We start from the raw sequence: 13212 nt of genomic DNA on the forward strand, positions 1-13212 counted from the left end.
TCGCCCAGGTGTCATGCCGCCAGCGTCCCCGGCAGCACCGCGCGCGGGCCGAACTTGGCCCGCGCCCGGTCCGCGACCTCCTCGATACGGCGGAGCTTCTCGTCGGCGGGGTCGAAGGCCAGCTGGTGGGAGGCCTCGTCCGCGGGGGTGAGCCCCTCGGCGCGCAGGGCGATCGCGCGGACCCGGGCGCGCTGGAGGCCGAGGGCCTCGTACATGCCGTAGGCGGTCCGGGTGAGCGCCGGCGAGTGGGCGGTCGGCTCCGTGAGCGTGCGGGTGCGGGTCGTCGAGGACCGGTCGGCGTAGCGGACGGTGAGGGTGAGGGTGCGGCACACCTTGTCCAGGGCGCGCAGCCGGGAGCCCAGTTCCTCGGCGTCGAGGAGCAGCGCACGACGGTGCAGGTCCGGGTTCAGCTCGTCGTGCGGGAAGGGGTGTTCGGCGGCGAGCGAGCGCGCGACCGCGTTGGGGACGACCCGGCCGCGGTCGACACCGTTCGCCTTCTCGTGCAGTTCGCGACCGGTCCGCGCGCCGACCAGGCGCTGGAGCGTGGACAGGGGGGCGGCGGCGACCCGGCCGAGGGTGTCGAGGCCGTACTCGCACAGCGTGCGGGCGGTCGCGGTGCCGACGCCGGGCAGCGCGGTGACGGGCCGCTCGGCGAGGAAGTCCACGACCAGGTCCTCGGGGACCGCGCACGGCTCCCCGGGTTCGGCCCCGGCCAGCGCCATGCGCGCGAGCATCGGCCCGGGCCCGGCGCCGATCACACAGTCGATCCCGTACAGCGCCAGGGCACGGACCCGGACGAGCCGGGCCAGTTCCTCGGCGCCCCGGCCGAAGTACCGTTCGGCGCCCCGCAGATCGGCCAGCGCGCCGTCGGGCGGCAGTGCCTCCACCACCGGGGTGAAGTCCTCGAGGAGACCGAGCAGTCCGGGTAGGGCGGCCTCGTACTTCGGCGGCAGCTGGAAACGTACGCAGAGGATGGTCATCCCGCACTCCCTGGGCTCTGGTGCCACAACTTCCGTACTTTCGAGGGCTCTTCGCCCGCGGGCCGCAGATCGGCCCACGGGTGCATCTCGTAGCCGGTGGACAGCTGGATGCGGCGGCCGTGCGTCGGGTCGCCGCCGCTCGTGGGCACCGGCTCCGCCAGCCGCGGGGCGACCGCGTCGAGGCCGCCCTCGCGCCGCAGTTCCACCAGCTCGGCGAGGTTCCAGGCGGCCGAGCCCACCACGCTGAGGCTGCGCGGGCCGCGCCGCTGCACCACTCCGCGCACCAGCAGCAGCCAGGAGTGGAAGACGGTGTGGGCGCACGCGTCGTGGGAGTCGTCGAAGAAGGCGAGGTCGACCAGGCCGGTGCCGTCGTCGAGGGTGGTGAAGACGACCCGTTTGCCGGAGCGGATCGGCGGGGTCTGGGTCGCCGCCTTGGCGCCCGCGACCAGCACCGTCTCCCCGTGGCGCGCCTCGCGCAGCCGTCGTGCCGACACCACGCCCAGCTCGTCGAGGAACGTCCGGTGGTCGTCCATCAGATTGCGGGAGGCGTCCATCGACAGCACGCCCAGCTCGGCGCTGAGCCGCTCCGCCGAGGAGAGGTCGGGCAGCCCGGCCGAGGCGGTCCTGCGGCCGCCGGACAGCGGGAGCTGGCCCCCGCCGCCGCCCATGCCCCGGGCGCCCCGGTGCAGTTCGGTGAGGTGGAGCTGCAGATCGCGCCGGTTGGCGCCGAAGGCGTCCAATGCGCCGACCCGGGCCAGCCGCTGGGCGAGCGGACGGCTCGGGCGCGCCCGCTCCCAGAAGTCGAGCAGCGAGGCGTACGGCTGTCCGTCCGCGATCCGCGCCGCCTCGGCCTCACTGATGCCGTGTACGTCGGACAGGGCCAACCGCAGGCCCCAGGTCCCGCATTCACCCGGCCCGTCCGGGCTCGGTCCCGATGCCTTCCCCGACCCCCTCGATTCAGACACCAGTTCGATGCGGTGGGCGACCGCCGACCGGTTCACGTCCACCGGAAGGATCGGCACCCCGCGCCGCCGTGCGTCCGCCAGCAGCAGCCGCTTCGGGTACATCCCGGGGTCATGGGTGAGCAACCCCGCGTAGAAAGCCGCCGGATGATGCGTCTTCAGCCACGCCGACTGGTACGTCGGCACCGCGAAGGCCACCGCGTGCGCCTTGCAGAAGCCGTACGAGCCGAAGGCCTCGACGATCTCCCAGGTCCGGGCGATCGTCTCGGCGTCGTACCCCTTCGCGGCGGCGTGCTGCGCGAACCACACCCGGATCCGCCCCTGCGACTCGGGGTCGGAGAGCCCGCGCCGCACCCGGTCCGCCTCGTCCCGGCCGCAGCCGGTCATGAGGTGCACGATGTCGATGACCTGCTCGTGGAAGACGACGACACCGTACGTCTCGCGCAGCGGCGGCTCCAGATCGGGATGCGGGTAGCGGACCGGCGCCCGCCCGTGCCGGGCCGCGATGAACGGCCGCACCATGTCGGCGGCGACCGGACCGGGCCGGAACAGGGAGATGTCGACCACGAGGTCGTGGAAGGTGGACGGCTGGAGCCGCCCCACCAGGTCCCGCTGGCCGGGCGACTCGATCTGGAAGCAGCCCAGCGTCTCGGTGGACCGGATCAGCCGGTACGTGGCCGGGTCGCCCTCACCGCGTTCGAAGTCGAGCGCGTCCAGGTCGACCCGCTCCCCCGTCGCCCGCTCCACCTCCGCCACCGCGTGCGCCATCGCCGACTGCATCCGCACGCCCAGCACATCGAGCTTCAGCAGCCCGAGGTCCTCGACGTCGTCCTTGTCGAACTGCGACATGGGGAACCCCTCGCCGCTGGTCGGCATCACCGGCGTACGGGCGAGGAGGGAGGAGTCGGACAGGAGGACCCCGCACGGATGCATGGCGACACCGCGCGGGAGGGCGTCGAGGGACTCGACCAGGTCCCACAGCCTGCCGTACTTCTCCTTCTCCCCCGCCAGCTTCCTCAGCTCGGGCAGTTCCTCCAGGGCCGCGCGGGCGTCACGGGCCCGGATGTGCGGGAAGGACTTGGCGATCCGGTCGATGTCGGCGGGGTCCATGGACAGGGCCGCGCCCACGTCGCGGACGGCGTGGCGGACGCGGTACGTCTCCGGCATCGCCACCGTCGCGACCCGCTCGGCGCCGAAGCGGCCGATGATCGCGCGGTAGACCTCCAGCCGGCGCGCGGACTCCACGTCGATGTCGATGTCGGGCAGCGCGACCCGGCGCTTGGACAGGAACCGCTCCATCAGCAGGCCGTGCTCGACGGGGTCGGCGTGCGCGATACCGAGGAGGTGGTTGACGAGGGAGCCCGCGCCGGAGCCCCGCGCGGCGACCCGGATGCCCATCCCCCTCACGTCGTCGACGACCTGGGCGACGGTGAGGAAGTAGGAGGCGAAGCCGTGGTGGGCGATGACGTCCAGCTCCTGGTGCACACGCTCCCAGTAGTCGCGCCGGGTGTCGTAGCCGAGCCGCAGCATGCCCGCCGCCGCCCGTGAGGCGAGGACGCGCTGGGCGGTGCGGCGGCCGGCGCCGACGAGGTGCGGCTCGGGGAAGTGGACGGTGCCGAGGCCGAGGTCGTCCTCCGGGTCGACCAGGCACTCGGCGGCCGTGGCGCGGGTCTGCTCCAGCAGGCGGTACGCGGTGTCCCGGCGGTAGCCCGCGGCCTCGACGATCCGCTCGGCGGCGGCCAGCATGGCCCCCGCGTCCTTGAGCCAGGCCTCCCCGGAGTCCAGCTCGCCCCGGGGGTCGACGGGGACCAGCCGGCGGGCCGCGTCCAGCACGTCGGCGACGGGGCCCATACCGGGGTCGGCGTACCGGACGGCGTTGCTGAGCACCGGCCGGATCCGCTGCTCGGCGGCGAAGCCCACGGTCCGGGCGGCCAGCCGCAGCGAGCCGGGGCCGGTGCCCGTACGGCCGTGCCACACCGCCTCCAGCCGCAGGGCGTCGCCGAACCGCTCCCGCCAGGGCCCGAGGAGCTTCGCGGCGCGGTCGGGGCGCCCGGCGGCGAGCGCGCGGCCCACATCGGAGGCGGGACCGAGCAGCACGGTCAGGCCGTCACCGGCGCACTCCGCCCAGGGCAGCAGGGGCGGACCCTCCGCCCGGCCGCCGGCCGCGCCTCGACCGCCGCCCGCGCCCCGGTCACCGTCCTCCTCGCTCCCCCCATGCACCGCCGAAACGATTCTGCACAGGTCGGCCCACCCCTTGGCCCCCTCACGGGCGAGGAACGCCACCCGGGGAGTCGACTCATCGACAAAGGCGCCACCCCGAACGGGGGCCCGCCGCCGCGCCTGCCGAGCGGCGGGCGCGGGCGCCCCCACCGCCAGCTCCGCCCCGAACAGCGGACGGATGCCCGCCGCCGCGCACGCCTTGGCGAACCGGACCGCGCCCGCGAGGGTGTCCCGGTCGGTGAGCGCGAGGGCGTCCATACCGCGTTCGGAGGCGCGCTCGGCCAGCCGCTCCGGGTGCGAGGCGCCGTACCGCAGGGAGAACCCGGAGGCGGTGTGCAGATGCGTGAAGCCCGGCACCGCACCTCCCGCACTCAATCAATCGAACATCAGTTCACAGCCTGCCCGTCTCCACCATAGACCACTTTTCGAACCTCTGTACGACATCCATTCGGCCCCGCCCCACCTGCGCAAACGCGCCACGGGCTCGGACCGACGCAGACGGCAGGCGGCCCCCACCACTCCCCCGAACCTGGGGTGGGCGCGGCCACGCCGGCGCTGCGGTGCGTCTTCGGGATCGCCGGTCTCGGGGGGGCCGTCCTCCTGGTGGTGATCGCCGGCAACCCGAGCGCGGGCGGCGCGCCGCCACCGCCGCCGCTGCCCCCGTTCCGGGCGGCGATCGGTCCGGCGCTCCCCCCGGGCGCGGGCGTCCGGATGACCCGCTCGATCGCGTACTTCGAGGGCAGACATCACCATCCACCCTGCTGGTGCTCGCCGCCCCGGCAACGGCGGGGGCCGCCATCACCGTGGTGATGGCGGCCCTGAGGGGACCGGAACGCCGGACCTCCGAAACCTGAGCCGTGGCTCGCGGCCCGGCGACGGCTCTCCGCTTTCCGGCGCTCCCCGGTCCTCAGCCGATCTGTGTGCCCGTCGCCGACAGCGCCTCGGTGACCGGCTGGAAGAACGTCTCGCCGCCCGAGGTGCAGTCGCCACTGCCGCCGGAGGTGAGGCCGATGGCCTTGTCCCCCGAGAAGAGGGCGCCGCCGCTGTCACCGGGCTCGGCGCAGACGTCGGTCTGGACGAGGCCGTTGACGATGTCGCCGTTGCCGTAGTTCACGGTGGCGTCGAGGCCGGTGACCGTGCCGCTGTGGACCTGGGTGGTCGAACCGCTGCGGGTCACCTTCATACCGACGGTCGCCTCGGCCGCCCCGCTGATGGCCTGGGTCGAGCCGTTGTAGAGGTTGACCTCGCTGGGGTGGTCGACCTCGGCGGTGTACTTGACCAGCCCGTAGTCGTTGTCCGGGAAGCTGGAGTCCGCGTTCTCCCCGATGACCTGACCGCCGGCCGACCAGGTGGAGATGCCCTCGGTGCAGTGACCCGCCGTCAGGAAGAACGGCTCGCCGCCCTTGACCACGTTGAAGCCGAGGGAGCAGCGCCCGCTGCCGCCGGTGATGGCGTCGCCGCCCGCGACGAAGGTCCTGAACTCTCCCTTGGTGCGCTTGAGTTCCGCCTTGGCACCGAGACCGTCCACGACCTCGGTCAGTCTCGCCAGCTCGGCCTTGGAGACGGTGCGGTCGGCGGTGACGACGACCTTGTTGGTGGTGGGGTCGGTGGCCCAGGAGGTGCCGGGGATGGTGGCGTCCTCCTTGAGGGCGGTGCGGGCGCTCTTCAGCTCGGCGAGGGAGTTCTCGACGATCCGCGCCTTGGCGCCGGCCGCCTCGACGGTCTCGGCGGCGGCCTCGTCGAGCACGTTCACGACGAGGAGCTTGCTCTTCGCGTCGTAGTACGTGCCCGCCGCGTCGGCGCCGAGATCCTCACCGAGGGTCGAGGCGAGCTTTCCGGCCGCCAGCACAGAGAGCGCTTTCGGCTCGGGGTTCGGCACGGTCTCGCTCGCGTTCGCAGTCTGGAAGGTCACTCCCGCGGCGACCAGTGCGGCGATACCCGCACCCGTCACGACGGCACGGCGCCTGGGTATGCGTCGGTGCTTCAACTCACGTCCTCCTGTGGGGGGTGGGCCTCAGAGGTTGTGGGGACCCCGTTCGGCCGTAAGGAATGCGGACAACGAGGTGGCGGACGATAAAAAGCCGCGTCCATGCCAACTCTGCGGCGCCAACTATTCCGAGGTGAACAGGGGGCACACAAGGTCGACTTCAGGACGAGCACTCACTGTGGGCGCACGCCCCCTATGTCATTACCGTCCGGTAACTCCCCATGGGAATTCGCACTGCAAACACAGGATGCAACGAGCCTCTACGCAACCGGTGAGGTCTAATCCTGTCTGAAAGTCGCCCCTACTGAGTCCGAGTCGAAACGGGTCTCGAACGAAGGAAGTTGCCCTCGCACCGCTTCCCGCGGCACGGCGGGGACCGGCGGAGCCGACGGCACGGCACAGGGAACCGATCGCCGGACGCCCTTCCAGCAACCGCGGCAACGCGACCGGGAACGGCAGCACGAGCGTGCGGCTCCTCTCCGCGGCCACCGCCACCGCCACCGCCACCGCGGTCCGCGGCAGCCGCAGTTGCCGCGCGGCGGGCCGGTCCGGCGTCACCTCGGGGGCCTCGGCGAGCCTCTTTCCACGCCCGCGGTTCGGCGTCGGTCCCGATGCCCCCGCCCGGCGCCCGCACCCGGCCCGCGCCTGCCGGAACAGGACGAGCCCCCGCACGTCGTCACGCGCGGGGGCTCGAACTGCTGACCGCGATACGGTCGGTCGCGGGTGCCGGGGGGAAGAGCACCCGCTCGGGTCGGCCCGCCCGGCCGGCCGAGCGGCCGGCCGGCGGTCCGGCGATCCGGTCGGACTAGTAGACGCTGACGCCGTAGGCGCTCAGGGCCTCGGTGACCGGCTGGAAGAAGGTCGTACCACCGGAGGTGCAGTTGCCGCTGCCGCCGGAGGTGAGACCGTACGCGACGCCGTTGCTGCCGTAGAGCGGACCGCCGGAGTCGCCGGGCTCGGCGCAGACCGTGGTCTGGATCATGCCGTAGACGATGTCGCCGCCACCGTAGTTGACGGTCGCGTTGAGAGCGGTCACGCGTCCGGTGCGGGTACCGGTGGTGGAGCCGGTACGGATGACGTTGGTGCCCACGCTCGGGGTGGCAGCGCTGGTGATGTCCACGCTGCCCGCGGTGCCGTCCTTGGCGATGGACGTGTTGCTGTAGCGCACGATGCCGTAGTCGTTGGTCGGGAAGCTCGACCCGGTGGTCGGGCCGAGGACCGTGGTACGGCCGGAGTTGGAGTACCAGGTGCCCGCACCGTCGGTGCAGTGACCGGCGGTCAGGAAGTAGTAGGTGCTCCCGCTGCGGACGTTGAAGCCGAGCGAACAGCGCCAGCTACTCGCATAGATGGCGTCGCCGCCCTTGATCAGCTTGTTGAACTTGCCCGGCGTCCGCTTGATCGTCAGAGCGCCGGCCTTGTCGCCCGCCGCTTCCTTGATCTTCAGCAGCTCGGCCTGGGAGACGGTGCTGTCGACCGTGACGACGAGCTTGTCCGTCTTCTCGTCGATCGCCCAGGCGGTACCGGGGATGTCCGCCTTGAGAACCGACGCGCTGGCGCTCTTGAGCTCCGAGGCGCTGAAGGTCCGGGTGTCTGCCGCACTGGCGGTGGGGACTGTGGCGGCGGCCGCGGCCACGAGTCCGGTGGTCACGGCGATCAGCCGGGTCCGTCTCGCCATACCGCTGCGGGGAGTGGTGCGCTTGATCCTCACTGTTCGTTCCCTCCTAAAGGGAAGTCGGGGGCCCGCGTGGGGTTTGGGCCCGTGAGGCGCGAATCAGGGGCAACTGTCCGGATTCCGAACATGCCGTGCTCCTGACAAGGCGCTGCGGGGAAGTATTCGGCCGCATCACCGCTCACCGCAAGAGTGCCTTTCGGCCGCCCGAACATCAACCGGCCCGTGGTGCACGGCAGTTGATCGAGCCCGCGGAGTTGTGGGGATTCTGTGCGAATCCCGGACACCGCCTCGGTGCGGCGCGGCCTCCCCCGGCGCCGACGCCGACGGCGCCCGTGAGCGCCAGGTCTCAGGTCGGTTGGCGTGCACCCGGATGCCTGTTCAACTTGGGCGCTTCCCGTTGAGCCGACCCCACCGCGAGCCCGGGCGGGACTACGGCGCGCCGCTCGCGTTCTCGCCCACCGCCTTCACAGGCGCACCCCTCACCGCGCTCATCCGCCACCCCCGCGGCCGGAGCCGCGGCGACCGGCCCGTTTCCGTGTCAGCAGTCGCAGCAGTCACACGCATCGCAGCAGTCGCAGTCCCGGCAGCAACCCTCCCGCTTCTTCCGGGACCACGGCCCTTCGTACTCCTTCGCACAGCACAACTGGCAGGTGCAGCACAACAACCAGAACATCCCGCAGCCGGCCCAGAACCCCCGGCGTCTCGGCGGCTGCGGCGACGGCACCCCGCCGGAGCCACCGGGCCCGCCACCGCTGCCGCCGTACGCGCCGCCACCGTAGGGGTTGCCGCCCGCCCCGCCGTACGGGTTCCCGGCGCCGCCCCCGTACGGGTTGCCGTGCTGCGGAGGTCCGCCGTGCTGGTGGGCCGCGCACACCGGCACCGTCCCGAACGCCCGGTCGACGGAGCGCCGTAGTTCATGCACGAGCAGCAGATGGGCCAGTTTGCCGTCGACGAAGTCGACCTCGCGCAGGGCGAGCCGGATGCCGTGCAGGGCGTCTTCGGCGAGCCGTCGCGCCTCGGGCAGGGACGTCCCGGTCGCGGTCAGCGGGTTCCACGCGCCCGCGGCGGTGTCGGCGGCCCGGTCCTCCACCGCGTCCAGCAGGTGGGCAAGCCGTCCGAAGAGCCGGCCCGCCTCGGCGAGCGGCTCGGCGTTGCCCGGGCGTCCGGCGAGCACGGCGGTGTGCGCGAAGGCGGCGGCGGTCGCCGTCTCGGTCGGCTCGGTGACCGTCAGCAGTGGTGTGCCCGGCCCGGCGAGCGCCTCGATGCCGAGCTGCCGGTCCACGGCGTCGACCAGCACCGCCGTGTCGAAGCCGATGTCGGATCCCGTACGGGCGCCCGCGCGCCCCCAACGCGTCGCGACCCGGCGCGCGGCCGACGCGACCGGCCCCCGCGCGAGCAGTCCGTCGCCGTCGGCCACGTGGTCGCGCACCTTGGCCGAGGCGAGCACCAGCGAGACGGCGGCGGCGAGCCGCGCGCCCTCGCCCTGCGCGACGGACGCGGTGCGCATCCCGCGCAGCGGGCAGGGCCCGGCGGTGCGCCGCCAGTCGGTGCTCCGCTCGGCCTGAGCCTCCGTCAGAACCGAGACCAGCAGGCCGTCGTAGTTCGTCACGATCCGGGCGAACTGCCCGTGGTCCCCGCGCAGCGCGAGACAGAGTCCGCACAGATGCGCCATCCACTGCGTCTTCAGCCCCTCACCGAGCCGATGACCGCAGGGCCTCACGATTCCGAACACGACATCCCCCGTGTCTGTCGCGCGCGCCGCGGTCGCGCGCTCCTGCCTGACCTGCGCCGCATCGTAGCCGCGTTCGTTCACCCGGACGCCCCGACACTCACCCAAACGCCGCGAACAATATTATTTCACTCTCCGTCAGCAGACGTGTACGGCGCAGCCCTTGGGGCACTTGGACTCTCGACGAATTCGTTCTGCACCAGTACCGTCACGAAACCCCCGTGCGGCGTCTATCCACTTGGCGAGACATCCGCATCATGGACGACGATAGGGATGCGGAAAGAGAAAAAGACCGCTGTGAGAGGAGGCGTCCATGGGATCGGTGCGCAAGGCGAGTGCCTGGCTTGGCCTCGTCGACGACAACGATGACGAGCGTTACTACGACGACGACTACGCCGATGAGCGGGAGTCCGGGTCCGGCGAGGCATGGGTCACCGACCCTCGCGTGAAGGTCGCGTCCGAGTCCGCCCAGGAGCAGGGCCGCCGGATCGGCACGGTCACCCCGGACAGCTTCCGCGACGCGCGGCACATCGGCGAGCTCTTCCGGGACGGCGTCCCGGTCATCATGAACCTCACGAACATGGAGTCCGCCGACGCCAAGCGGGTCGTCGACTTCGCGGCCGGGCTGATCTTCGGTCTGCGCGGCTCGATCGAGCGGGTGTCCAACCGCGTGTTCCTGCTGACCCCCGCCGACACGGAGATCGTCAGCGGCGAGGCCGTCGGCCGCCCGGCCGACGGCTTCTTCAACCAGAGCTGAGGCAGGGCGGCTCACCGCCCCGCCTTCCGGTGCCCCCGGTCACCGGAAGGCGTCGAGTCCGGTGAGCGCCTTGCCCAGCACGAGCTGGTGCATCTCGACGGTGCCCTCGTAGGTGAGCACGGACTCCAGGTTCGTCGCGTGCCGCATCACCGGGTACTCCAGCGAAATTCCGTTCGCACCGAGGATCGTGCGGGCGGTACGGCAGATCTCGATCGCCTCCCGTACGTTGTTCAACTTGCCGAAACTGATCTGCTCGGGACGGAGCCGTCCCGCGTCCATCCGCCGCCCGAGATGGTGGGCGAGCAGAATCCCCTTGTGCAACTCGACCGCCATGTCGGCGAGTTTGGCCTGTGTGAGCTGGAAGCCGCCGATCGGCCTCCCGAACTGCTCGCGTGTCCTGGCGTAGTCGAGAGCGGCCTCGAAACTGGCCCGCGCCGCCCCCATCGAGCCCCACACGATCCCGTACCGGGCGTGCGACAGACAACTGAGCGGCCCCTTGAGCCCCTTGACCTCCGGCAGTACGGCGTCCGCCGGCAAGCGCACGTCGTCGAGGACGAGTTCACTGGTGACGGAGGCCCGCAGGGACCACTTGTGCTTGATCTCCGGTGCCGAGAACCCGGCGGCGTCCGTCGGTACGGCGAACCCCCGGATGCCCTCGTCGGTCTGCGCCCACACGACGGCGACCCCGGCGACGGACCCGTTCGTGATCCACATCTTGCGTCCGTTGAGGATCCAGTCGGTGCCGTCGCGCTTGGCGTAGGTCCGCATCGAGGCCGGGTCGGACCCGTGGTCGGGTTCGGTCAGCCCGAAGCACCCGATGACCTCGCCGGCCGCCATCCGCGGCAGCCAGGTCTCCTTCTGCTCCTCGCTGCCGAACCGGTGGATGGCGTACATGGCGAGGGAACCCTGCACGGACACGAGCGACCGGATCCCGGAGTCCGCGGCCTCCAGCTCCAGACAGGCGAGCCCGTACTGCACGGCGCTCGCCCCCGCGCACCCGTACCCGTCGAGCGACATGCCCAGGGCCCCGATCGCCCCCAGTTCCCGGGCGAGCTCGCGGATCTCCGGCAGCTCACCCCGCTCGTACCAGTCGGCGACATACGGCAGCACCCGGTCCGCGGCCCAGCTCCGCACGGTGTCCCGTACCGCGAGATCCTCGGGCTCGAGCAGATCATCGATTCCGAGGGGATCGGCGGGATCGAACCTCATGGGGCAACCTCCGGCTCACCAAAACTAGCGACGCTAGGCAGACTACCCACACGTCATGGCCGCGGGCAGTGGCCGGAGACTCAGCGCACCGACTCCGCCCGCACCGGCGCCGCCGTGGCCTCCCTCGGCCCCGGAACCTCCGCGCCGCACTCCATCGCCCGCGGCAGACGCAGCGCCATGACCGCGCCCAGCACCAGCAGCCCCGCGCTCACCAGCAGCGTCACATGCAGACCGTGCACGAACGAGTCCCGGGCCGCATGCCGCAGCGCCTCCCCGGGTGACCCGCCCAGCCGCCCGGCGACCTCGTACGCCTCCCCGAGCGAGTGCCCCGCCGCGGCGGACGCCGACGAGGGCACCCCCGGCACCGACGACAGCCCGGGTGCGTACGCCGCGTTCATCACGCTGCCGAGGAGGGCGATGCCGATGCCCGCGCCCAGCTGGTAGGAGGTCTCACCGATCGCCGCCGCCCCGCCGGCGGACGACGCGGGCGCCTCGCTCAGCATCGACTCGTACGCCCCGAACAGGGTCGTCTCCAGGCCGAAGCCCAGCAGGACGAACCCGGTGAGCAGCAGCGCCGCGTTGTCGTGCCGGCCCATCGCCGTGAGCAGCACGACCGCGAACGCGGTGAGGCAGAAGCCGAGCGACACCATGCGGCGCGGCCCGAAGCGGTGCAGGAGGTGGGAGCCGAGGAGCCCGGCCGCCATCGCCGCGACGGTCAGCGGCAGCAGCCGCAGTCCGGTCTCCAGCGGGGACAGCCCGAGGACCAGTTGCAGATACTGCGCGGCGATCAGTTCGAGGCCCACCAGGGCGAGCATGGCGAGGACGATGCAGCCGACGGACGTGCTGAACGCGGGCCGCGCGAACATCCGCAGGTCGACCAGCGGATGCGCCCGGCGTCGCTGCCGGCGCACGAAGAGACCCAGCAGCACGCCGCCCACCAGCAGCGCCACCGCGGTCCCCGGGTCGAACGGCGGGTGCCCGCCGCCGAGCCGCTTCACACCGAGGACGACGCCGAAGAGCCCGACCGCGGCCATCAGCGCGCCCACGACGTCCCAGGGCCCGTCGCGGTCGCCGGTGGACTCCGGCAGCAACAGGCGTCCGACGGGCAGGCTGACGAGCATGAGTGGGATGTTGACCAGGAAGACGGAGCCCCACCAGAAGTGCTCCAGCAGGAACCCGCCGAGCAGGGGTCCGACGGCCGCGCCGACCGCGGCGACGGCGCTCCAGACGCCGATGGCGAGGGCCCGCTCGCGCCGGTCGGGGAACACCTGGCGCAGGATCGACAGCGTGGCGGGCATGATCATGGCACCGCCGACACCGAGCAGCGCCCGGGCCGCTATCAGGACCTGCGGATTCTCGGCGAAGGCGGCGAGTCCGGAGGCGACGCCGAAGAGGGCGTATCCGAGGAGGAGGACGCGTCTGCGGCCGACGCGGTCGCCGAGCGTGCCGAAGAGGATCAGCAGCGAGGCGCAGACGAGCGGGTAGACGTCGACGATCCAGAGCAGTTCTATGGCGCCGGGCTTGATGTCCTCGGTGACGGCGGGCACCGCCACGTGCAGAACGGTGGCGTCGACGGCGACGAGCAGCAGGCTGACGCAGAGGACGACGAGGACGACCCATCGGTTTGCACCGGCCCCGGCCTCCCGACGGCATCGCGCAGCGGCCGTGGGCGTCCCGGACATGTACGTACCTCCCA

Annotated in this window: 8 protein-coding genes and 1 pseudogene; 2 read left to right on the forward strand and 7 right to left on the reverse strand. The window is 72.2% G+C overall.

The window, feature by feature from the left end; translation table 11 throughout:
* Positions 1–11: 11 nt before the first annotated feature.
* The gene (locus AC067N_RS23370) at positions 12–980 is read right to left on the reverse strand and encodes a DNA polymerase Y family protein (protein WP_478680808.1); all 969 of its coding nucleotides are present in this window, start codon (positions 978–980) and stop codon (positions 12–14) included.
* Positions 977–4519: a DNA polymerase III subunit alpha gene (locus tag AC067N_RS23375; RefSeq protein ID WP_478680870.1), complete on the reverse strand. Its 3543-nt coding sequence runs from the start codon at positions 4517–4519 to the stop codon at positions 977–979. Before AC067N_RS23375 ends, AC067N_RS23370 begins: the two co-directional genes overlap by 4 nt.
* Positions 4520–4696: 177 nt before the next feature.
* Here AC067N_RS23375 and AC067N_RS23380 point away from each other — a divergent pair.
* Positions 4697–5016 (forward strand): annotated as a pseudogene (locus tag AC067N_RS23380) (DUF3533 domain-containing protein); the annotation flags it as partial.
* A gap of 53 nt (positions 5017–5069) precedes the next feature.
* On the opposite strand, the gene AC067N_RS23385 reads toward AC067N_RS23380, so the two are convergent.
* The 3 genes from AC067N_RS23385 to AC067N_RS23395 form a co-directional block, all read right to left on the reverse strand.
* Complete coding sequence (locus tag AC067N_RS23385; RefSeq protein ID WP_478680809.1) at positions 5070–6149, reverse strand: S1 family peptidase; 1080 nt, start codon at positions 6147–6149, stop codon at positions 5070–5072.
* Positions 6150–6954: 805 nt separating this feature from the next.
* Positions 6955–7857 carry a S1 family peptidase gene (locus AC067N_RS23390; protein WP_478680810.1) on the reverse strand — a complete coding sequence of 301 codons (903 nt, stop codon included), beginning with the start codon at positions 7855–7857 and terminating at the stop codon, positions 6955–6957.
* 502 nt (positions 7858–8359) lie between these two features.
* Positions 8360–9553 (reverse strand): DUF5685 family protein, encoded by a 1194-nt coding sequence (locus AC067N_RS23395; RefSeq protein ID WP_478680811.1) that lies wholly within the window; start codon positions 9551–9553, stop codon positions 8360–8362.
* Positions 9554–9863: 310 nt separating this feature from the next.
* On the opposite strand from AC067N_RS23395, the gene AC067N_RS23400 reads away from it, so the two are divergent.
* On the forward strand, positions 9864–10307 hold the full coding sequence (locus tag AC067N_RS23400; RefSeq protein ID WP_478680812.1) for a cell division protein SepF: 444 nt from the start codon (positions 9864–9866) through the stop codon (positions 10305–10307).
* 39 nt (positions 10308–10346) lie between these two features.
* Here AC067N_RS23400 and AC067N_RS23405 read toward each other — a convergent pair whose 3' ends face one another.
* Both AC067N_RS23405 and AC067N_RS23410 read right to left on the reverse strand, forming a co-directional pair.
* Positions 10347–11516, reverse strand: coding sequence for an acyl-CoA dehydrogenase family protein (locus tag AC067N_RS23405; RefSeq protein WP_478680813.1), 1170 nt, complete (start codon positions 11514–11516; stop codon positions 10347–10349).
* An 80-nt stretch (positions 11517–11596) separates the two neighbouring features.
* A complete protein-coding gene (locus tag AC067N_RS23410) occupies positions 11597–13198 on the reverse strand; it encodes an MFS transporter (RefSeq protein ID WP_478680814.1) in 1602 nt (533 codons plus the stop codon).
* Positions 13199–13212: the final 14 nt, after the last annotated feature.

The organism is Streptomyces sp. NPDC042364, assembly GCF_056437585.1.